Annotated in this window: 15 protein-coding genes, 3 tRNA genes and 2 rRNA genes; 5 read left to right on the top strand and 15 right to left on the bottom strand. The window is 37.7% G+C overall.

Annotated features, from left to right (window positions below; translation table 11 throughout):
• Positions 1–8 precede the first annotated feature (8 nt).
• The 4 genes from NOX80_RS06695 to NOX80_RS06680 all read right to left on the bottom strand — a co-directional run bounded on the left by NOX80_RS06695 (position 9) and on the right by NOX80_RS06680 (position 3,905).
• Positions 9–1,292 (bottom strand): TolC family protein, encoded by a 1,284-nt coding sequence (locus tag NOX80_RS06695; protein ID WP_256552533.1) that lies wholly within the window; start codon positions 1,290–1,292, stop codon positions 9–11.
• Positions 1,293–1,379: 87 nt separating this feature from the next.
• On the bottom strand, positions 1,380–2,681 hold the full coding sequence (locus NOX80_RS06690) for a HAMP domain-containing sensor histidine kinase (RefSeq protein WP_256552532.1): 1,302 nt from the start codon (positions 2,679–2,681) through the stop codon (positions 1,380–1,382).
• 43 nt (positions 2,682–2,724) lie between these two features.
• Positions 2,725–3,417: a response regulator transcription factor gene (locus NOX80_RS06685; RefSeq protein WP_256552531.1), complete on the bottom strand. Its 693-nt coding sequence runs from the start codon at positions 3,415–3,417 to the stop codon at positions 2,725–2,727.
• A gap of 131 nt (positions 3,418–3,548) precedes the next feature.
• Positions 3,549–3,905 carry a winged helix-turn-helix transcriptional regulator gene (locus tag NOX80_RS06680; RefSeq protein WP_256552530.1) on the bottom strand — a complete coding sequence of 119 codons (357 nt, stop codon included), beginning with the start codon at positions 3,903–3,905 and terminating at the stop codon, positions 3,549–3,551.
• 97 nt (positions 3,906–4,002) lie between these two features.
• Between NOX80_RS06680 and NOX80_RS06675 the strand changes: the two genes are divergently transcribed.
• From NOX80_RS06675 to NOX80_RS06665, 3 genes are all read left to right on the top strand, one after another.
• Positions 4,003–4,533, top strand: a complete 531-nt coding sequence (locus NOX80_RS06675; protein ID WP_256552529.1) for an NAD(P)H-dependent oxidoreductase — start codon at positions 4,003–4,005, stop codon at positions 4,531–4,533.
• Between the two features lie 380 nt (positions 4,534–4,913).
• A complete protein-coding gene (locus NOX80_RS06670; protein WP_256552528.1) occupies positions 4,914–6,107 on the top strand; it encodes a hypothetical protein in 1,194 nt (397 codons plus the stop codon).
• 1 nt (position 6,108) lies between these two features.
• Entirely contained in the window at positions 6,109–7,578 is a 1,470-nt protein-coding gene (locus tag NOX80_RS06665; protein WP_256552527.1) for a hypothetical protein, read from the top strand.
• Positions 7,579–7,774: 196 nt separating this feature from the next.
• Here NOX80_RS06665 and NOX80_RS06660 read toward each other — a convergent pair.
• From NOX80_RS06660 to NOX80_RS06640, 5 genes are all read right to left on the bottom strand, one after another.
• Positions 7,775–7,852, bottom strand: a tRNA-Val gene (locus NOX80_RS06660).
• 90 nt (positions 7,853–7,942) lie between these two features.
• Positions 7,943–9,157, bottom strand: a complete 1,215-nt coding sequence (locus NOX80_RS06655) for a bifunctional folylpolyglutamate synthase/dihydrofolate synthase (RefSeq protein WP_256552526.1) — start codon at positions 9,155–9,157, stop codon at positions 7,943–7,945.
• Between the two features lie 33 nt (positions 9,158–9,190).
• Complete coding sequence (locus tag NOX80_RS06650) at positions 9,191–10,078, bottom strand: energy transducer TonB family protein (protein WP_256552525.1); 888 nt, start codon at positions 10,076–10,078, stop codon at positions 9,191–9,193.
• A 125-nt stretch (positions 10,079–10,203) separates the two neighbouring features.
• Complete coding sequence (locus tag NOX80_RS06645; RefSeq protein WP_256552524.1) at positions 10,204–11,430, bottom strand: Glu/Leu/Phe/Val dehydrogenase dimerization domain-containing protein; 1,227 nt, start codon at positions 11,428–11,430, stop codon at positions 10,204–10,206.
• Positions 11,431–11,498: 68 nt separating this feature from the next.
• Entirely contained in the window at positions 11,499–12,578 is a 1,080-nt protein-coding gene (locus tag NOX80_RS06640) for an anhydro-N-acetylmuramic acid kinase (RefSeq protein WP_256552523.1), read from the bottom strand.
• 96 nt (positions 12,579–12,674) lie between these two features.
• Between NOX80_RS06640 and NOX80_RS06635 the strand changes: the two genes are divergently transcribed.
• Together NOX80_RS06635 and NOX80_RS06630 are read left to right on the top strand one after the other, a co-directional pair.
• Positions 12,675–13,814, top strand: a complete 1,140-nt coding sequence (locus NOX80_RS06635) for an acyl-CoA dehydrogenase (RefSeq protein WP_256552522.1) — start codon at positions 12,675–12,677, stop codon at positions 13,812–13,814.
• A gap of 84 nt (positions 13,815–13,898) precedes the next feature.
• Positions 13,899–16,310, top strand: coding sequence for a hybrid sensor histidine kinase/response regulator (locus tag NOX80_RS06630; RefSeq protein ID WP_256552521.1), 2,412 nt, complete (start codon positions 13,899–13,901; stop codon positions 16,308–16,310).
• On the opposite strand, the gene NOX80_RS06625 is transcribed toward NOX80_RS06630, so the two are convergent.
• From NOX80_RS06625 to NOX80_RS06600, 6 genes are all read right to left on the bottom strand, one after another.
• The gene (locus NOX80_RS06625) at positions 16,307–17,683 is read right to left on the bottom strand and encodes a sigma-54-dependent transcriptional regulator (RefSeq protein ID WP_256552520.1); all 1,377 of its coding nucleotides are present in this window, start codon (positions 17,681–17,683) and stop codon (positions 16,307–16,309) included. The two genes, NOX80_RS06630 and NOX80_RS06625, sit on opposite strands and share 4 nt — an antisense overlap.
• Before the next feature lie 139 nt (positions 17,684–17,822).
• The gene (locus NOX80_RS06620; RefSeq protein WP_256552519.1) at positions 17,823–18,125 is read right to left on the bottom strand and encodes a hypothetical protein; all 303 of its coding nucleotides are present in this window, start codon (positions 18,123–18,125) and stop codon (positions 17,823–17,825) included.
• A gap of 393 nt (positions 18,126–18,518) precedes the next feature.
• Positions 18,519–18,628, bottom strand: a 5S ribosomal RNA gene (rrf, locus tag NOX80_RS06615).
• Positions 18,629–18,739: 111 nt separating this feature from the next.
• A 23S ribosomal RNA gene (locus NOX80_RS06610) occupies positions 18,740–21,619 on the bottom strand.
• 113 nt (positions 21,620–21,732) lie between these two features.
• Positions 21,733–21,806: transfer RNA gene (locus NOX80_RS06605), tRNA-Ala, on the bottom strand.
• 95 nt (positions 21,807–21,901) lie between these two features.
• Positions 21,902–21,975 (bottom strand) — tRNA-Ile (locus tag NOX80_RS06600).
• Between the last annotated feature and the right edge of the window lie 138 nt (positions 21,976–22,113).

Raw genomic sequence — 22,113 nt, 5'->3', positions numbered from 1 at the left:
CTACCGTTTTACAGTTCACTTCCGATCAGGTAATTGATCGTTTCTTTTTTTATACTGATATTTTTTATGGCTTCGTAATACTTTTCGCGGCTTTCCCGAAACGATTCGTAATAATCCAGGAACTCAATAAGGCTTATGTTTCGGTTTGAAAAATTAACACCAACCGCTTTTGTCATTTTTTCCAGTTTTTCAATATAGTCCGGATCAATACTTTCATATAGTACTACGGCCCGATGCAGATCTTCCCAACTTTTTATAAGCGCATTTGTTATTTCCGCTTCTTTATATTTTCTTCCCAGTGTTGCTTTTTCGACTTCCTGTCTGGCAGCCATAATATTCCCTTTGTTACGATCAAAAACGGGTAAGTCAATCGAGAATCCGAATCCTACAAAATCACGCATCACACTTCCGTTGCGATCATAACTCGCCATCAGATTAAGATTGGGAATACTATTGGCTTTTTCAACCAACAATGCCGCTTCACTAATTTTCAGTTGGCTATTCGCTATTTTAATCTGAGAATTATCATTTACTCTCTTGATAAGCTGATTTACATTTTGCTCTTTTATTTTCGCCAAATCAGTTTCGATAGCTTCAGGAATGATAATAATGTAGGATGCGGGATTTACATACATCAGATTTTTAAGTCCTTGTTGGCTTTCCGTCATTTGCTCGGAAATCTCATTAATTTGGGATTGTAATGCTAAATGAAGTCCTTTTAGTCGGAACAATTCTGCCTCCGATATATAGCCGCTCTTCATTTGTATTTTTTGCGCCTTCAGCAGTTTATCAACCTCATTGCGCTGAAACACATAGTTCTCTTTTACATTTTGAAGATAAATAAGCGTTGCCGTCACTTGTCTGAATTCCGCTTTTAATGCCAACAACATATCCGCAAATACCAATTCGGCCATTTGCTTGTTTTCTACCTGTAGTTTGATATTTTTTTTGCGTTTTCCTGCCGTATACACCAATTGTTCCAGTTGCATTGCAAAGTTTCGATCTTTCCAGAAGTTTCCGAACAACGGAGGAATATCATCTGTTGTCTCATTTTTATACAGCTGTACTTCGTTGAGCGTAAATGTAGGATTAGGCCATACTTTAGCCTGTAAAATTTGTGCATCAGCCTGGTTGATGTTTAGTTTTTCAACCAATAACGGGAGGTTATTTTCAAGGAATATTTTTTCGGCATCTGCTGTTTTATACCGCAGTGTATCGGTTGTTTGCTGTGCCGAAGCGCCTACAGTGACAAGCGATAGCATCACGTAGCTTTTCAGGTGTTTAATCATCATAGTACCTTTAAAAGATCAATTACTTTGCGAAGGTACTTTTGGACTATTAAAGTCTTTTTTAAGGTAGATTAAAATTCGATTAAAGGATTACGGAAAAAACAGCGTAAACGCAGTGCCTTCGCCTTGTACGGAAGCAACTTCATTTACGATATGATGGCGTTGTAATATCTGTTTGGTCAGATATAAACCGATACCATGTCCGGGAATGGTTGTATTTTCCGGATTGCGATAAAAGAGTTTGAAGATATTTTCGTTGCTACCGGCCGGCATTCCCGCTCCATAATCCCGAATCACTATACGAAGTTTGTCCTCTTTAAGGTTGATTTCAATACGGATATCCTGATGCCCGGAGAACTTAAACGCATTATCGACGATATTATTCAGTGCGACAAACAGCAGATGTCCGTTTCCGTTTACAATTAAAAGTTCTTCTTTAAATTCATCTCCGGTTATAAAATTGAGCTGCGCTTTCCGCCCCGGATATTCAATTTTCTTTTTCTCGAGGACATCAAAAAGGATTTCATCAATACGCACTTTTTCGTTGTTGATCTGATTATTGACTTCCAGATTGGAAAGTGTGATAAGGCTTTCGGTAACGGATTTCAGATGCAATGCGTTTTCTTTTACCGATACAAGCAATTCTTTATATTCCTGTTCCGATCGTTCATGATTGAGTCCGACTTCTATGTCTCCTATAATGATTGCCAACGGTGTTTTTATTTCATGAGAAGCATTTTTAAGGAAGTTTTTTTGTGTAGTCGCACTCGATTCGATCCGGTCCAACAGATAATTGAATTCACCAACCAACATCGCCAGTTCATCGCCTTTATTCGTGTATCGCAAACGTGATTTCCAGTCATCGCCTTTAATCGAGTTGATTTGATTTAAAAGTTTATTAAGTGGCCTAAAGGTTCGGTTAGCCAGTAACCAGGTGAGCAGAAAGTGAATACTAAGTCCCAGAAAGCCAAAAAACAGCAACATTTTTTTAAGATTACTTAACTGTGTACTTCCCGTTTTGTCGACACCGGATACAACAATTACAAAGTCACCCTGATTATCTTTATACAGTAAACTTAAAAACTGTCGGTTTCCTTTTTTAAAGGTAATACTTCCTTTATTCCTGGTCAGTTCAATTAGCTGATCGGTAACTTTAAAATCAAGGGTATCATTAACGTAGATTTCTTTACTGTTGGCTCTGTAAAGCCGTACCGATTCTTTTGATATTCGCTTAAATTCTTTTTCGACTTTTTTATGTGACTTGGCAGGAAGTTCATCTTTTTCAAGGTAAAAATTCCCGGAAAGTTCAGCAATTCCCAGCAGTTTATCTTTATACGTTTCTTTAATCGAATAGGAAAACAACAGATAAGTCCCTACAATAACAAAGCTCATTGTAAAGAAAAAAAGTAAAGTTGACCGATAAGAGAGCTTTTTTTTAAGACTCATCGCCTTTTTGTTTTAACATGTATCCGGTACCTTTAATTGTATGAATTAAAGGCCGGGGAAATTCTTTATCCAGTTTTTTTCGTAAAAAGTTGATGTATACATCTACGGTATTGGTTGTCGAATCGAAATCGATATTCCATACAGCCTGTGCTATTAATGTACGCGATAAGGCTTTTTCCCGGTTTCGCATAAAGTATAGCAGTAACTTATATTCAAGAGGCGACAAATCCAGTTCTTTACCATCGCGGGTCGCGCTCTGTTCATCTACATTTATTTCGACTCCGGCATAACTCTGAAATTCGGTTATCCCTTTATTAAATTCTATCCGGCGTAATTGTGCCTGAATACGCGCCAGCAATTCTTCAAACAGAAAAGGTTTACCCAGATAATCATCGGCTCCGGCCCGAAGTCCTTCCACCTTTTCTTCCGAATTATCCAAAGCACTTAATATCAGAATCGGCGTTATGACTTTCCGCATCCGCAAAACCTTACACACCTCAACTCCGCTTATATCCGGCAACATGATATCGAGTATAATAAGATCATAGGTAAATGACATCGCTTCATCAATTCCGATAAAACCTTTTTCAGCCACGGTAACGGTATAAGAATGTTCGGAAAGTCCTTTTTCGATAAAGGATGCGACTCTGCTATCATCTTCAATTACAAGTATATTCGCCATAATAGGATATCTTTTTATAACATTCCCAAAAAGTGATAAGGGTATGAAATTGCAAATCCGGTAAAAGTAACGGCTAAAAATTAAAATTTAATTAAAAAGAAATTAAAATTAAGGTTGTTCCGAATTACCTTTTATTTAAGAAGTCTGTGTTTTTCGCCCCATTTCCCTAATTCCTTTATTATTGGTGCTAATTCTTTTCCGATTTCAGTTAGTTCATATTCAACTTTTGGAGGGATCTGAGCATAAACAGTTCTTGTAACAATTTTATTTTCTTCCAATTTCCTTAGCTGTAATGTCAGCATTCTTTCGGTAATATTCGGAAGGCATTTTTTCAATTCTCCAAACCTGTGTTTTCCGCCAATAAGATAACAGCATATTGCTAAAGACCATTGTCCGCCAATAATATTAGAGGCATAAACTTCTCGACAATCGTTTTCAAGAGCCTCTTTATTTGCAAAATTTGTTGATGTTTCTTTAATTTTAGTCATTACTTACATTTTTGTATGTACCTTACAATTGGGCACTAACTTACAAAATTGCATTCATACTGCGTAATTTTGCGGAAATAATTTTAAATCGTATAAAATGAAAACATTAGTGTTGATTTTTCATCCCGATATAGAGCAATCGGTAATTAATAAAAGATGGAAAAAAGAACTTGAAAAATCCCCGGAAAAGTATTTTGTCCGTAATCTATATGATATTTACCCGGATGAAAAAATTGACGTAAACATGGAACAAAAAATTATTGAAGATTTTGATACAATACTATTTCAGTTTCCGATATATTGGTTTAACTGTCCTCCTTTTTTTAAGAAGTATTTAGATGATGTGCTAACTTACGGCTGGGCTTACGGAAGCAAAAGCGGTTATAAAGTTGCCTCGAAAAAAATTGGTTTTGCAGTAACTGCCGGAATTAACGAAAAAGATTATAGTGCTGAAGGAAAATACAAATACACTATGAATGAATTACTCAGACCATTTGAGGTTACAGTTAATTATATAAGAGCTGAATATAAATCGTTTTTTGCCTATTACGACATCGAGCAAAACGCAACAGAAGAATGGATCGAAAGTAGTATTCCTCCTTTTCTTAATCATGTAAATTCACTTTAGTTGTTTCGTTTATTTGGAAATCCAAGCGCTTGATCAAAAAAAACAGCTGTATAAAAAGCGACATCGTCTTCCGATCTCGCTTTTTGTCTTTATAGAGTCATTGATAGCTTGTTCCTCTTTGTCTATAGACTCTCCTTACCGGAACTCATCTTTAGTCCTAAAAATGATCAACAAACAAAAAGAACGTTTAATGATTTATAAATAGTTTATATTTGACAATGAACACTTTCCCCTTGTTGGTGCGAGACACTCGCATTAGCAGGTGGTATCAGATTGCCGAAATATTATAGCGTATATAAGATAGTTCTACCCTATTTCGGGCGACGCTTCTAAAATTAAACTTTTATATAAATCAATATAGTAAAGTAAAATCCCTCTTTATGCGAATTATATTTTTATTATTTCTGCTTGCATTGACAAACAGTTGTGCGCAAAAACAATCTAATTACAAAGGTTTTGACTTAGTCACGCATAATCCACAAATAAATTCTTTAATCGGTAAATGGAGAATAAATTCTTTGATTTCGAATTCGGAAACCAAAGAATATATATTGAAAAATCAAAGCCAGGATAGATTTGAGAACTACGGGAACAATGTTTCATTTAATTCAGATCAGACCTTTATAAGCAGCTATAGTGCCGAGTGTGGAAACGATTGTTTTACGACTACTAAAGGTAAATATAAGATCATAAATGAAAATTATATCTGCTTTTACCTTGAAGATATTGAAAGAAATGGCGACTGTTCCGGAAATTCTAAACCCAATGAAGATTTAGGTTTATATTATTACTATAAAGAAGAAAACGGCTTCCATTTGTTGAAAAGTGAAGGAAGTCTTGAACAAGACCAAAAGAACAGACAATATCTTGATATGATTGTTGCAAAACGCAAAGAAATCAATGAGTTTTATTATAGAGATGGTCAAAACCAAATTATGTATAACTGGAAACAAACAAATCTCAAAGATGAAAAAGAGATAGTTGCCTTTTGTATGGCTGAAAATAAAATAAACGATTATGAGATTTTATTTTCTTATAGCGGAAACCCGGATAGCAGACTAAATGTTATTCTGGTAAAGATCAATAATGAATTTCGATATGTACTATACGATACATGGGGTAATCCAATGGTTTCTTTATATAACGATTCGACTAAACATACTATTGATCAAATGGTCAAAACAATTGACAATACTATATCATTAAATAAAACGGTTAAAAAAAGTATCACAGAAAATACGCCACCTTCAAATAAAACAATTACAGTATTTAAAATTGATAATGAAGTTTACAAAGTGAAGTACGAAATAATTTATCATTATCAAAAAACTTCTGTTTTTATACTAACCTTATATCTACGAAATTCAACGCCTATCTATATCGATTATTTTTCTAATCCTGACAAAGACCAGGACCAGCAAATTTCTCAGACTGCACTATATGTTCAAGACTGGCAAAACAATCAGGGCGCCTATCGAATGATTAAATCCGGAAGTGGAGAAATGAAAAAAATGATTGCAACCGAGAAACCATTTATAACTAAAATAATGGAAGAAATCAAAACTATCAATTAAAATGAAAAATCTAATTCTCTTATGGTTCCTATTTATTTCCATTGTATCCTTTGGTCAGCAAACGTATAAAGTTACCGAAGGAGAATTGCAGTTTATACATCCAAAAGAAGGAATTTTTATCAAAAAAGAGAACAAAATTTATAAACTGGATTTAGAAAACATTTCAGATTACGAAGAAATAGCGAAAGGTTTCAACTATAAATTAAACAATACAACTCTTGAAGACGTTGAAAACTTAAAAAATGATCCTTCAACAATTTTTGCCAAAGAAATAACCAAATACAATTTCAACAAATTAGAAAAAACAAAATTTATTACAAAGGTAACTGATGATGATAATTACCAATTCATCAAATATAATAAAGCGTTTTTTTTAGTTGGAATTTTAGAAGATTCGTTGCAAAAGCCACGAAACGAATATCTATTTCATTATTGTATTTTAGATTTTAATAATGGCAAAAAAATCATATACCATTCTGGAGGTTGCATTGTCCCAACTAAAGAAAAACTTAATTTTTTATTTGATCATTATAGCTTAAATAAAGCTTTTACAAGTTATTCTACTATAAATTATAACAAACTGAAAGCAAATGAAATTCATCTGCTAAATTCTGATTTAGAATTAAACGGGGAGTTTTATTCAATTGATACCTTAAAAAACAAGAAATTAAGAATTAAAAACCGTTATAATCAGACTGTAATCAATAAGAAGTTTGATTCGATTGCATTTAATCCCTTTTTTATAGTTGGTTATAACAAGAAAACGATTGCCATTTATAACTATACACTTGAACAATTAAACCTGAAAAAGGTGAAAGCCATTAGTTTTAATAAATTTTATCCTACACTACAAATCATTCAAAATAACAAGTTAAGAAACATCAATTTAATTGGCAGCGATTTTAAAACTGATGATATAGCTGTCTATCCGGGTTTCAATCATTTTTTCCCGTCTAATACAGTGACAATAGGTGTAACTAAAGAAAATAATGATTTTTATATTGAATCTGAAATTTTCCAGTCACGATATGATAATCTAAATTTTGAAAATAAATATAAAATTATAAATTCTGAAAAGTATGAAAGTATTCAATTCTTAAATGAAAAAACTTTTATTACACTATATTCAGAAATGGGTAATTATGAGAAAAAATATCCTATTCTAATTTATACAAAACTTAAAAACGGCAAATACAATTTAAACACAATTGACTTTTTAATTGATCCTAAAATAAATGACCAAAGCATCGGGTTTAATAACTTACTCCCAAAAAATCTGGATTCAATTGTTGCTGTAAATGAAGATATATATATAATCGAAAAAGAAAATTTATTTACCTATTATCCATTGGTAAAAGAAATAAAATATAAAAAATTAGAAAAATTCACGGATAACTTCGCACGGTTTGAATTACCAAACGGAAAAAAAGGTTGGTTAGGTTTAGACGGCAAAGAATATTTGGACGAATAAAATCAGTACACAACAGTACTACACGCATTGCGCTAAAACGCGCATAATAATACTCGATAAAACCTTGAGTATTTACTGAAAATTTTCAAAATCTTGTTTTTAATTTTGAACAGACTAAGCTTTGCAGCTTTTTTGACGATCTTCATAAAAGCTTTAAAACAAAAAAACTCCAACATTTCTGTTGGAGTCTTAAAAGTGGTGGGCGATGAGGGGTTCGAACCCCCGACCCCCTCGGTGTAAACGAGGTGCTCTGAACCAGCTGAGCTAATCGCCCTTTTATGTTTTGAAATCAGCAATTGTGTTCCTGATTACGAGTGCAAATATAGGACAGTTTTTGATATCTGCAAACAAAAAAAGGAAAAAATCATAAAATTTCCGCTACAACAAAAGTACTGCCTCCGATATAGATAAAATCGTCCGGTCCCGCTGTTTTCAAGGCTTCTTCATAAGCTTCTGAAACAGAATCGAATGCATTCCCAACAAGTTCGAATTCACTCGCTTTTTGTTGTAAAACTAAAACATCCAGTCCTCTCGGCACATTGGGCTTACAGAAAAAATAACGGGCATTTTTTGGAAATAACGGTAAAATAGCATCCAGATCTTTGTCATTCACCACACCCAAAACGAAAAATAACTGTTCGAATCTTTCCTTTTGAATCTGATTTAAGACCATTTTTAGTCCGTGACTATTATGTGCCGTGTCACAAATCACCTTTGGATTGGAATGAATTTGTTCCCATCGTCCGCGCAATTGTGTATTTTTTACCACATTCAACAAACCCTTTTCCAGATTTTCTTCTGTGATCGTAAAAAATCGTTTTAGGATTTCAACCGTTTGTACCACCGTTTTCTTATTGTGAAACTGGTAATCGCCCAATAAAGCACCCGGATAATCCTTTTGAATCAAATCGGATGCGAAATAAAGCTCCGATCTGCATTCGTTGGCTTTCTTTATAAAAACGGGTTGTGTTTCTTCGTTATACTCACCGATCACAACCGGAATTCCGGGTTTAATAATTCCTGCTTTTTCAAATGCAATTTCCGGATAAGTAGTTCCTAAAAACTGTGTATGGTCAAAACCAATATTCGTAATAACCGATACCAAAGGTGTGATTACATTTGTAGAATCCAATCGGCCACCCATTCCGACTTCAATGACCGCAACATCCACTTCTTCCTGCGCAAAATAATCGAAAGCCAGACCAACCGTCATTTCGAAAAAACTAAGCTCGTTGTTTTCAAAAAAAGCTTTATGCTTACCGATAAATTCACACACAAAATCTTCCGGAATTTCTTCACCGCTAATTTTGATTCGTTCTCTGAAATCCTTTAAATGCGGAGAAGTATACAATCCGGTTTTATATCCGGCTTCCTGCAAAACCGAAGCAATCATGGATGAGGTTGATCCTTTTCCGTTAGTTCCGGCAATATGAATGGTTTTAATTTTTTTCTCTGGATTTCCCAATTCGCTACACAACAAAAGTGTATTGGTTAAATCCTTTTTATAAGCGGATGCGCCCTGATGCTGAAACATCGGCAGTTGTGCAAACATCCAGTTTACTGTTTCCTGATAATTCATCTGATATAAAAAGAAAAAGAGTAAAGAAAATCTTTACTCTGTTAACTTGAAGTTATAAACAATTTTCCCCACCTGTTTGTCAGGTGCACTTGGATTCGGGTCAAATTTGGTTTGCATAGCCGCAATACGCGCCTGATCCAAAAGACATTTAGCAGCATTTTGCGTTCCTCTTGCACCGGCTTCTGCACCGATTACTTTTCCGTTTCGGTCTACTTCGATGGTTACGACTACACGACCTTCTTCATTGCAAGTATAGTTTGGACTTGGCTTTGAGATTGCTTTACGTCCGGCCAATTGGTAGTTTCCTACTCCTGTACCGTTTCCGTTTCCATATCCGCCACCTTTTCCGTTACCGGTTCCCGGTCCTTCGCCATCTCCGTTTCCATTTCCTTTTCCGTTACCGGTACCTCCGCCATAATAACCGGAAGCATTTTTATCACCGTTTAATTTTCCTTTATTTCCACTGGCATTATCGTCACCATCACCACCTGTTTTAGAACCACCCATCAGATTCGCCAAAGCGTCCGTTGTTGATTTTGACGGTTTTGGTTTCTCCGGTACTGGAGTTGGTTTTTCAACCGGTTTCGGGGTTATCTTCGTTTTTTCTACTTTTTTAGTAGTGGCTACAACCGGCGCTTCATCATAATCCTGTCCGATAATTTCTTCCTGCGGCGCCGGAGTTACCGGACTCGCTTTGGTATGATTGGAAACGTTTAAAACCTCACTCTGGTAGTTCTTTCCGGAACCCACTTCACTATCACCGAAATTTACCGCAATTCCACCACCGCCACCACCTTCAAGCTGCATGATATCCAAGCTGGATGTAAATTTCAAAAGAAACAACAACGCAATAATCACTCCGCATAATACGGTTGTGATTACAAATGATTTCTTTTCCTGTTCTGTTTCAAATCCTTTCATCGGTTCGCTAAATAAACTGTAATTATACGGTTAGCAAATATTGTTCCTTTTTCTATATAACGGCAATAAAGGTAAATAATTATTATGAAAAAAAACACCCAACAAATTGTTGGGTGTTTTTAGGATTATAAAAGCTGTTTTAGTGCTATTTCAAAAGCTGTCGCACTTATGTTTTTCTTATCCGGGTTTAAAGCGTGAACTTTTTCAATTGCGGCACGGATAATATCCGAAGTATCATTAAAGATTGCCTCGTCTGTCATCTGTACTTTTTTCTCCATAAAATAAGCGAATACTCTTGCCATTCCACAGTTTGAAATAAAGTCCGGAATCAAGCTTACTTTACTATCGGTTTCTTCCATAATCGGACCGAAGAAGATTTCTTTATCAGCAAACGGTACATTCGCTCCGCAAGAAATTACTTCTAATCCGGAAGCAATCATACTTTCAACCTGATCTTTTGTTACTAATCTTGAAGCCGCACATGGTGTGAAGATTTGCGCACCAAGACTCCATATTTTAGCGTTGATTTCTTCAAAAGGAATCATACTATCAGCTACCAGTTTGTTACCGTCTTTGTTAAGGAATAACGTTCTGATTTCTTCAAATGAGAATCCTTCTTCTTTAATCACACCACCGTCTCTATCGATAATTCCGACAACTTTCGCTCCCATTTCAGCCAGGTAGAAAGCCGCAGCAGAACCTACGTTTCCGAAACCTTGTACGATGGCTTTTTTACCTTCAACATTTCCGCCGTAAATATCATAAAAATGACGAACCGCCTGTGCTACACCATATCCGGTAATCATATCAGCCACAGTATATTTACGGTTGATATCCGGAGAGAAAGTTGTATTTTCAATCACTTTTACCACACCTTGACGTAATTGTCCGATACGGTTAATCTTATCAGCTTCTGTCGGTTTAAAATGTCCGTTGAACACTCCTTCTTGCGGATGCCAAACACCACACTCTTCCGTCATCGGGATTACTTCGTGAATTTCATCCACGTTTAAGTCACCACCGGTTCCGTAATAGCTCTTCAATAAAGGAGAAACGGCTTTATACCAACGTTGTAAAACGCCTTTTTTTCTCGGATCGTTCGGGTCGAAATTAATTCCAGATTTTGCTCCGCCGATTGCCGGGCCTGAAACCGAAAACTTCACTTCCATTGTTTTAGCAAGTGACAATACCTCATTCATATCCAAACCTTTACGCATACGGGTTCCGCCACCGGCAGCACCACCTCTTAATGAGTTGATCACTGTCCATCCTTCGGCTTCCGTTTCTGCATCTTTCCAATGGAATACTACTTCCGGTTCTTTATTTTCGAATTTCTTTAATAAATCTTTCATTTTATGTAATTATTTATTGTATTGTTGTTTTTTAAGTGGCACAAATATAACCGTAAACTATCAAAGTCTCAAAGTTTTTCCGGTATATCATAAATTCTTCCGGAACTGTGATTATGTCCGGCACCGGTAACACTAGCCAGTACGTTTATTTCGTTTCGAAGCTTTAAAACACCCAGCAATCCAAAGATCAGCGCTTCTTTAAATTCGATGGTTCCGGCATCCGGTACAGCGACTTCAACATCGGGTAAATTATGTTTGATCAACTCTAAAAGAAAATCGTTATAGGCACCACCACCGGTAATCAATAATTTCCCTTTTTGCCCGGGTAAAGCTTGCGCTACCTGAAAAGCGATATGTTTGGTAAAAGTTGCCAAAACATCATGTTCAGACAGCTTATATTTTTCGATAAGCGGGAAGATTGTTTCTTTTACAAATTCGAATCCTAACGATTTCGGATGTTTTGCTTTGTAAAACGGCAGAGCATTCAGCTCGTTCAGGAGATCTTCCGAAACTATGCCTTTTCCGGCTAATTTTCCTCTGTCATCATAGGCATATCCTAATTTACCGGCATAAAAATTCAGCACGGTATTAACCGGAGAGATATCAAAAGCAATTCGGTTTCCGTTTTCTTCAAAGGAGATATTGGAAAAACCACCCAGATTCAGACAATAATCATAATCAGCAAACAACAACCGGTCGCCGATCGGAACCAAAGGAGCGCCTTGTCCGCCAAGTTCCACATCCTGAACTCTAAAATCGCAAACCACTTTTTGGCCGACCAGTTCTGCTATTTTCGGCAAATTACCGATTTGAAGTGTAAATCCGTTTTGCGGCTGATGCAAAATCGTATGTCCGTGTGAACAAACAGCATCAATTTCCTTTATGTTATGCTTTTCTATAAAATCGCGGATTATTCCGGCTAACAACCCGGTATAATTTTCATTTAGCATTTGAAGCTGTAACGTTGAATAACCAACCGCTTCCTGTAACCACCCTACCCATTCTTCCGAATAGGGTATCGTTTCACATGGTCCAATTTTAAAAAACCATTGTTCGTTTTCCAATGTAAACGTTATTTTGGCCAAATCGATCCCATCGAGCGACGTTCCGGACATCACTCCGATAACATTATAGACTGTATTTTGCATGGGTTAAAATTAGGCAATCCTGTTGAAATTATGATATTTATACGCTATATTTGGAAACTTTTTTAAAGAACATTCAAACAAAATAACTTATAAAAAATGGATTTTAAACTGACTGAAGAGCATATAATGATACAGCAGGCTGCTCGTGATTTTGCTCAAACCGAATTACTTCCGGGCGTAATTGAAAGAGATGAACACCAGAAATTCCCTGAGGAGCAGGTTAAAAAAATGGCCGAACTAGGATTTTTGGGAATGATGGTTGACCCAAAATACGGAGGAGCCGGTTTGGATAGCGTTTCTTACGTACTAGCTATGGAAGAGATTGCAAAAATTGATGCTTCTGCCGCTGTAGTAATGTCAGTAAACAACTCATTGGTATGTGCCGGTCTTGAAAAATATTGTAACGAAGAACAAAAACTAAAATACCTTGTGCCGTTAGCTAAAGGAGAAGTTATCGGAGCTTTCTGTTTATCAGAGCCTGAAGCGGGTTCAGATGCTACTTCGCAAAAAACTACTGCTATCGATATGGGTGACCATTATTTGTTAAACGGTACTAAAAACTGGATTACAAACGGTAACACTGCTTCTACTTATATTGTAATTGCGCAAACTGATGTAGAAAAAGGACACAAAGGAATCAATGCTTTTATCGTTGAAAGAGGATGGGCAGGTTTTGAAATCGGTCCGAAAGAACAAAAAATGGGTATTCGCGGATCCGACACGCATTCATTAATGTTTACGGATGTTAAGGTTCCGAAAGAAAACAGAATCGGAGCAGACGGATTCGGATTTAACTTTGCAATGGGAGTATTAAACGGTGGTCGTATCGGAATTGCTTCTCAGGCATTAGGAATTGCTTCAGGAGCTTACGAATTGGCTTTAAAATATTCTCAGGAGCGTAAAGCTTTCGGTAAAGAAATCTTCAAACACCAGGCTATCGCATTTAAATTGGCTGATATGGCAACGCAAATCACTGCTGCAAGAATGTTATGCTTTAAAGCAGCTTGCGAAAAAGATGCCGGACAAGACATTTCTCTTTCAGGTGCAATGGCAAAATTATATTCTTCTCAGGTAGCAATGGATACTACTATCGAGGCTGTTCAGATCCACGGTGGTAACGGTTACGTTAGAGAGTACCATGTAGAGCGTATGATGCGTGATGCAAAAATCACTCAGATCTATGAAGGAACTTCTGAAATCCAGAAAATTGTAATCTCAAGAGGTTTGGTTTCTTAAATCTAACCCTTATATCATAAGAGAGTCCAACGCAATGTTGGACTTTTTTTTTGACAGCAAAATCATATCCAGTATCTTTATGGAATGGATAAAAGAGCAAAATCGTTACAGTTTAAAGTTGTACTTGGGTATATTTTCCTGATTGTTATCGCTGTCATTTCTGTTTGGTATATCTATTCTGAAATCCTGAAAATTGCTACTCCGAAAGAAACCACTTCGGAAGAAAATAAAAAAATATTAAAAATCAGTAATGTCGTAACCAATCTGTATACTTCTGAAGCTATTGGTCGTTCAGCCATGCTAACCGAAAACAAGAATACGATTAACGAATATTACCGAATTCTGGATAGCATCAATGCCGAAATTGAGACGATTAAAGAAGGCGCCGATGACAACCAGCTTGCCAAGTTCGATTCCATACAAATGCTTTTGAAAAAGAAGCGGAAAAGTATTCGGGAGATTTTGAACTTCCGAAAAAAATACAGTCACGAAAACAACCTGGATAAAGCCATCACCAAAATTTACAATGTTAAGGATTCACTGGTTCTGAACTTCCAACCGCTTAGTCGTGCCCGTAATAATTCGCAGATCCGTAAATTTCTGGATAACGTACTCAATCCGCATCAGCGCGACTCTTTAAGCATACTACCTGTTTCCAACGATTCATTGGTTCTGGCATTTGAAAAGATTATTTCGGATGTGGTAACCAAAGAAAATCAGATTAAAAATCAGCTTTTTAAAAGAGAACAGAAATTACTGGAAGAAAATCGCGTGATTTCCGATCAGCTTCGAAATGTATTAACCTCTGTTGAAAAAGAAATCCTTCAGAAATCATATCAGAAAATCAACGAGTCCAAATTCGCGATTAGTAAAACCACAAAAAACATTGCCTGGATTGGTGCTGTTGCGCTGTTACTTGTGCTCCTTTTTGGCTTAATTATTGTTCGTGATTTACAACGGAATCAGAAATACAGGATGCAATTGGAACGGTTGAATTTAGAAAAAGAAGATTTGTTACGTAGCAAAACAATGCTTTTAGCTACGGTAACACACGATATCCAAACACCATTGGGTAGCGTGATCGGCTTTTCTGACCTGTTAAAAAATACGCCTGTCACTCCGAAACAACTTCAATATCTGGATAACATCAAACATTCCTCACATTATATATTAAAGCTGGTGAATGATCTGATCGATTTCTCCAAATTGGAAAATAACAAGATCAAAATCGAAAAAATCAACTTTAATTTTAAAGATCTGATTGAAAATAGTTGTCAGCCATTGGTTCCGAATGCGACAAATAAAGGAATTCAGTTGAAGTGGACAATTGAGAAAGAACTTGACGGGTTATTTGTTTCCGATCCGTATCGCATTAAACAAGTACTGACCAATCTTGTTACAAATGCTATTAAGTTTACGCAGGAAGGCCAAGTAACAATAGAAGCCGTTTTGGATTCCGAGTGGATTTCCATTACAGTAACCGATACCGGAATCGGAATTCCGAAAAACAAACAGAAAGACGTTTTTAGAGAATTTACACAGGCGCATTCCGGCATTGAAAAGAAATACGGAGGAACCGGTTTGGGCCTTACTATTGCCAAACGAATCATTGAACTTCTGGGAGGAACTATTCAGCTAAAAAGTGAGGAACACAAAGGATCAACCTTTACAGTTCGGATTCCGAATATAAAAGCGGAACAATCCGTTCATTTGTCATCATCCGAAAATGACACTACTCAATATGATTTTTTACGGGATAAAAAGATTTTAATTGTTGATGATGATCCATTACAGTTAAAACTAATGGAAGAGATCCTGATTAATTATGCTATTGAGGTAACCACTGAAGTTGATGCCACCAAAGTAATTGCATTATTAAATGATCAGGCTTATGATCTTTTGATTTCGGATATCCAAATGCCAAAAATGGACGGATTTGAATTGATTGAAAAGATTAAATCCTATCCCAATCTTTCCGATATTCCTGTTATTGCTTTAACCGGAAAGCGTGATTTGGTACTGGAAGATTTTATCAAAAGAGGATTTACGACATTTCACCCTAAGCCTATTCAGTTAAAAGATCTTTTAAATCAGTTACAAGCCCTCTTTGAAGGTCGATCTCCGGGAGAAATTAAATATGATCAGCATCAGCATCGCAATCATCAGCTATACAACTTAAACAGTTTAAATCAGTTTACACAAAATGATCAGGCTGCATTACAAGGCATCATCACTATTTTCATCAGTAGCTGTAAAGATAATATTGACGGATTAAAAGCCGCTATGACCGATAATGATCCGGATACAATAGCACAATTGGCACATAAACTGATTCCGATGCTAAAACAAATGCAGGTTCATTCTATTGTAGACATGCTGCTCCCATTAGAAGACAAAACACTCGATTTTCAAAAAATCAATCCAAAAGACTATCTGCAATCTGTAATTGATCAATTAGAATTACTGATTGAAAAGTTAAAAGAAGAGCTTCGTTAAAGGTCGATGTTATATAATTTAATTTTATTGTAAAGCGTCTTTCTATCGATTCCCAGTAGCTGTGCTGCTTTTGTTTTATTGAATTTCGCTTTTTCTAAAGCTTCCACAATTGCTTTTTCTTCATCTTTGGACGAATACAACTGGAATTCACTTTCCGGCTTATTTTGAGTCAGATTTTCAAACATTTCCTGCGGCAATACTTCTTTCTGTACGATATCACCTCTGGTAAGCAGTACTGACCTTTTTATGATGTTTTTCATCTCTCTTAAGTTCCCCGGCCAGTCATACGTGAGAAACAAATCGGTTACAGGTTGTGAAAAGCCCTGAATATCTTTTTCAAGATCATGGTTTGCCATTTCCAGGAAATAATTTGCAAAAATCAGGATATCATTTTTACGCTCTGAAAGTCGCGGAGCCTTAATACTGAATTCATTCAATCTGTGATATAAATCCTCTCTAAAATCGCCTCTTTTAACCGCTTCCTGTAAATCCTCATTCGTTGCTGCAATGACCCTTATATCAACAGCAATTTCATTATTACTACCAACCGGTTTGATTTTTCTTTCCTGTAGCGCCCTAAGTAATTGGATTTGTACTTCGTAAGACAGATTTCCAACTTCATCCAGGAATAAAGTTCCACCATTAGCGGCTTCAAAATGTCCGGTTTTGTCATTAAAAGCTCCGGTAAAAGATCCTTTTAAATGTCCGAAAAACTCACTTGAAGCTAGATCTTTCGGAATAGCACCACAATCAACCGCAATAAAAGGTTTATCCATACGCTTGCTCTGCACATGTATACTATGAGCAATATATTCTTTTCCTGTTCCGCTATCGCCGATAATCAACACAGACATATTTGTCGGCGCAACTAATTCGATATAATCATGCAATTGTCCTGAGTGATCACTTATCCCCTTAACAAAAGGGAAAGTGTTATTTTGAGCGTTTGATTTCGATTTAGACGGAGTGGCTGTTATCTCTGTCTCTTCCTGAGTTACTATCGGGTTAGCTTTTTTACTTAATGCCTGATTGATCGTATGTAGAATTTCATCAGGATTGATCGGTTTTCCGACATAATCAAATGCTCCCATCTTAATAGCATTTACAGCTGTTTTGATTTCTGTATAGCCTGTCATCAGAATGACCTGTGTTGGGAATGATTTGGTTTTGATTAATTGTAATAGTTCGATTCCGTCTTTATCCGGTAATCTGATATCAGTCAGAACAACATCAAAGAATTCATTTTCTAATATACTTTCAGCTTCTTTAGCCGAGAAAACATTATGTACATTAAATCCTTTTTTCTCCAAAAAGGTCTTTAACATTACACAGAAAGAAATATCATCATCTACAACCAGAATTTTTGAACTCATCTACAATTAATTTGATAAGGTACAAATTTAACATTTTTGGTTGTTAATTAATGTTAAGTCCTAAAACAATAAAAGGAGGCTAATGCCTCCTCTTACCGAGTAGAAAAATCTACTTATTCACCTTACTACATTTCAAATATTAAGCTTCTTTGATGAATTCACCAGCAGAAGTAAACAATGCAACTACACTAGTTCCGTCTTTTTGCAATGTTAATTTGTATTCTCCGTCAGCAGCAACTGCAGCACCTGTTAAAGTATATCCTGCATATTTCTCACCGATTTTTTTCAATGCATCAGCATTAACCTCTGACGGTTTGATTTCTTTATACTCTTTTTGTTGATCGATATTGATAGATTGAACATCTGAGATTGATACGTTAGAAGCGAAAGCAGTTGTTCCTAATCCTAAAACTAAAGCCGTTGATAAAAGTAAATTTTTCATAAGATTAAATTTTATATGTTATTAATTTCTGTTACACTTAACCTATATGAAAAAAACATACCACAATTAGAAAAACACACAAACAAAACATATAAATCACTACAAAACAGGTAATTAACTAAAACAAAAAGATTATTTAAAACTTTAAATAGCTGTGGAAATCCTGTCAAAGTGTAGAATAATTCTACAATCAGAAAAAGAAAAAAGTGTGGAATCTGCTCCTTTTCTAATTTCAAACCGGTATTTAAAAAAGCAGTCCTAGAAAAAACAGCGATTAAAACCCTATTAAGTAGAAACAAAACATGCAGCAATAAAAATGTCGGCTCCATTTGGGTTGGATCCGACATTATATAAAAACAAAAAACCCTATCGGTAATGATAGGGTTTTTAAAAGAAAGGCGGCGACATACTCTCCCACAGGATTGCAGTACCATCTGCGCAGGCGGGCTTAACTTCTCTGTTCGGAATGGGAAGAGGTGAGCCCCGCCGCAATAACCACCTTAAATCGTTGGTCTCGTTCTCTAAACGAGACACTAATATTTTAACATACTGAGATAAAAAATCAAAAACATCAGTCAGAAAGACTTCCCTTCCGCCTTGCGGCGGAAGGACACGTACATAAGCTTACGGGTTATTAGTACTACTCGGCTATGACATTACTGCCTTTACACCTATAGCCTATCAACGTGGTCATCTCCCACGACCCTTTAAAGAAATCTCATCTTGTGGTGGGTTTCGCGCTTATATGCTTTCAGCGCTTATCCCTTCCAAACGTAGCTACTCTGCGGTGCCCCTGGCGGGACAACAGATACACTAGAGGTTTGTCCAACTCGGTCCTCTCGTACTAGAGTCAGATCCACTCAAATTTCTAACGCCCACAGTAGATAGAGACCGAACTGTCTCACGACGTTCTGAACCCAGCTCGCGTGCCACTTTAATGGGCGAACAGCCCAACCCTTGGGACCTTCTCCAGCCCCAGGATGTGACGAGCCGACATCGAGGTGCCAAACCCCCCCGTCGATATGAGCTCTTGGGGGAGATCAGCCTGTTATCCCCGGCGTACCTTTTATCCTTTGAGCGATGGCCCTTCCATGCGGAACCACCGGATCACTATGCTCTACTTTCGTACCTGATCGACCTGTATGTCTCTCAGTCAAGCTCCCTTATGCCATTGCACTCTACGCACGGTTACCAAGCGTGCTGAGGGAACCTTTAGAAGCCTCCGTTACTCTTTTGGAGGCGACCACCCCAGTCAAACTACCCACCAAGCAATGTCCTCTTCACCGAAGAGTTAGGCCTCAGATAAGCAAAGGGTGGTATTTCAACAATGACTCCACAACTCCTAGCGAAGCCGCTTCATAGTCTCCCACCTATCCTACACATCACTTATCCAAGGTCAATACTAAGCTATAGTAAAGGTGCACAGGGTCTTTTCGTCCCACTGCGGGTAATCGGCATCTTCACCGATACTACAATTTCACCGAGCTCATGGCTGAGACAGTGTCCAGATCGTTACACCATTCGTGCAGGTCGGAACTTACCCGACAAGGAATTTCGCTACCTTAGGACCGTTATAGTTACGGCCGCCGTTTACTGGGGCTTCAATTCAATGCTTCTCCGAAGATAACATCTCCTCTTAACCTTCCAGCACCGGGCAGGTGTCAGGCCCTATACTTCATCTTACGATTTGGCAGAGCCCTGTGTTTTTGATAAACAGTCGCCTGGACCTTTTCACTGCGGCCAGCATTGCTGCTGGCGACCTTTCTCCCGAAGTTACAGGTCTATTTTGCCTAATTCCTTAGCCATGAATCTCTCGAGCACCTTAGGATTCTCTCCTCGACTACCTGTGTCGGTTTACGGTACGGGTACTTATAATCTAAGTTTAGAGGTTTTTCTTGGAAGCCCTTAGGTACACTATCACTTTGTCCGAAGACTCCGTGTACTATCGCATTTCACCAGTTCCCGCGGATTTGCCTACGGGACCTATAGCTAGGTGCTTTAACGAACTATTCCGTCAGTTCGCGGTACTTTCATCACTCCGTCACCCCATCACAATTATAAGTAGTACGGGAATATTAACCCGTTGGCCATCGACTGTCCCTTTCGGGTTCGCCTTAGGACCCGACTAACCCTCAGCTGATTAGCATAGCTGAGGAAACCTTAGTCTTTCGGTGTGCGGGTTTCTCGCCCGCATTATCGTTACTTATGCCTACATTTTCTTTTCTAAACAGTCCAGCAATACTCACATATCACCTTCAACCCAGTTTAGAATGCTCCCCTACCACTTGTATCAAATACAAATCCATAGCTTCGGTAGTATACTTATGCCCGATTATTATCCATGCTCGTCCGCTCGACTAGTGAGCTGTTACGCACTCTTTAAATGAATGGCTGCTTCCAAGCCAACATCCTAGCTGTCTGGGCAGACAAACCTCGTTTTTTCAACTTAGCATACATTTGGGGACCTTAGCTGATGGTCTGGGTTCTTTCCCTCTCGGACATGGACCTTAGCACCCATGCCCTCACTGCTGAAAATCATTATATAGCATTCGGAGTTTGTCAGGAATTGGTAGGCGGTGAAGCCCCCGCATCCAATCAGTAGCTCTACCTCTATATAACTAAATCAGCGCTGCACCTAAATGCATTTCGGGGAGTACGAGCTATTTCCGAGTTTGATTGGCCTTTCACCCCTACCCACAGGTCATCCGAAGACTTTTCAACGTCAACCGGTTCGGACCTCCACTGTGTGTTACCACAGCTTCATCCTGCCCATGGGTAGATCACACGGTTTCGCGTCTACCACTACTGACTATGGCGCCCTATTCAGACTCGCTTTCGCTACGGATCCACACCTGAAGTGCTTATCCTTGCCAGCAACGGTAACTCGTAGGCTCATTATGCAAAAGGCACGCCGTCACCCCACTTAAGGGCTCCGACCGCTTGTAGGCGTATGGTTTCAGGATCTTTTTCACTCCGTTATTCACGGTTCTTTTCACCTTTCCCTCACGGTACTGGTTCACTATCGGTCTCTCAGGAGTATTTAGCCTTAGCGGATGGTCCCGCCAGATTCAGACAGGGTTTCACGTGCCCCGCCCTACTCAGGATACCACTATTCTTATCTTCTCTTACTTGTACGGGACTATCACCCTATATCGTTAACCTTTCCAGGTTATTCCAATTCAATCCGCAAGAAATGTCGTGGTCCTACAACCCCAGCACTGCCGTAACAGCACTGGTTTGGGCTTTTCCGCGTTCGCTCGCCACTACTTACGGAATCACTTTTGTTTTCTTCTCCTCCGCCTACTTAGATGTTTCAGTTCAGCGGGTTCGCCCATCTATCGATGTACTATGTCTTCAACATAGTGGGTTGCCCCATTCGGATATTTACGGATCAATTCGTATGTGCCAATCCCCGTAACTTTTCGCAGCTTATCACGTCCTTCTTCGCCTCTGAGAGCCTAGGCATCCCCCATACGCCCTTATTTTGCTTATTGTACTTACTTTTTTAAAATACATCTTACGATGCACCCTAAATTCTGTGCTTTCTAATTTTTTTGTTTTCTTATCTCAATATGTCAATGAACTATTTTCCATTATTATGGAATCGTGGAGAATATCGGAGTCGAACCGATGACCTCCTGCGTGCAAGGCAGGCGCTCTAGCCAGCTGAGCTAATCCCCCATTCTTTCTTATTTTGAATGTTGAATTTCGAATTTTGAATTAATAACCCTTAATCCAAATCCCAACTTCCAGAATTTCCTTCTAAGTAAAAGTTGTAGTCCCGGGCAGACTCGAACTGCCGACCCCTACATTATCAGTGTAGTACTCTAACCAGCTGAGCTACGAGACTATTTTTAACGTATTTTAAATTTTAAATGCTGAATTTTAAATTAAAACTCACATTTTCCTCTAAAAATAGTTTAAACTCTTTTTACTTTTCTTTTTTTTGAACTAACAGCGAGAGTAAAATCTCTTGTATCATAAACCT

The organism is Flavobacterium cerinum (genome assembly GCF_024496085.1).
Classification (GTDB): Bacteria; Bacteroidota; Bacteroidia; order Flavobacteriales; family Flavobacteriaceae; genus Flavobacterium; species Flavobacterium cerinum_A.
This window is presented reverse-complemented; position numbering and strand designations above follow the sequence as displayed.

Coding starts and splice junctions, on each gene's coding strand:
- NOX80_RS06695 (WP_256552533.1), bottom strand. CDS start 1,292: ATGATGATTAAACACCTGAAAAGCTACGTGATGCTATCGCTTGTCACT.
- NOX80_RS06690 (WP_256552532.1), bottom strand. CDS start 2,681: ATGAGCTTTGTTATTGTAGGGACTTATCTGTTGTTTTCCTATTCGATT.
- NOX80_RS06685 (WP_256552531.1), bottom strand. CDS start 3,417: ATGGCGAATATACTTGTAATTGAAGATGATAGCAGAGTCGCATCCTTT.
- NOX80_RS06680 (WP_256552530.1), bottom strand. CDS start 3,905: ATGACTAAAATTAAAGAAACATCAACAAATTTTGCAAATAAAGAGGCT.
- NOX80_RS06675 (WP_256552529.1), top strand. CDS start 4,003: ATGAAAACATTAGTGTTGATTTTTCATCCCGATATAGAGCAATCGGTA.
- NOX80_RS06670 (WP_256552528.1), top strand. CDS start 4,914: ATGCGAATTATATTTTTATTATTTCTGCTTGCATTGACAAACAGTTGT.
- NOX80_RS06665 (WP_256552527.1), top strand. CDS start 6,109: ATGAAAAATCTAATTCTCTTATGGTTCCTATTTATTTCCATTGTATCC.
- NOX80_RS06655 (WP_256552526.1), bottom strand. CDS start 9,157: ATGAATTATCAGGAAACAGTAAACTGGATGTTTGCACAACTGCCGATG.
- NOX80_RS06650 (WP_256552525.1), bottom strand. CDS start 10,078: ATGAAAGGATTTGAAACAGAACAGGAAAAGAAATCATTTGTAATCACA.
- NOX80_RS06645 (WP_256552524.1), bottom strand. CDS start 11,430: ATGAAAGATTTATTAAAGAAATTCGAAAATAAAGAACCGGAAGTAGTA.
- NOX80_RS06640 (WP_256552523.1), bottom strand. CDS start 12,578: ATGCAAAATACAGTCTATAATGTTATCGGAGTGATGTCCGGAACGTCG.
- NOX80_RS06635 (WP_256552522.1), top strand. CDS start 12,675: ATGGATTTTAAACTGACTGAAGAGCATATAATGATACAGCAGGCTGCT.
- NOX80_RS06630 (WP_256552521.1), top strand. CDS start 13,899: ATGGATAAAAGAGCAAAATCGTTACAGTTTAAAGTTGTACTTGGGTAT.
- NOX80_RS06625 (WP_256552520.1), bottom strand. CDS start 17,683: ATGAGTTCAAAAATTCTGGTTGTAGATGATGATATTTCTTTCTGTGTA.
- NOX80_RS06620 (WP_256552519.1), bottom strand. CDS start 18,125: ATGAAAAATTTACTTTTATCAACGGCTTTAGTTTTAGGATTAGGAACA.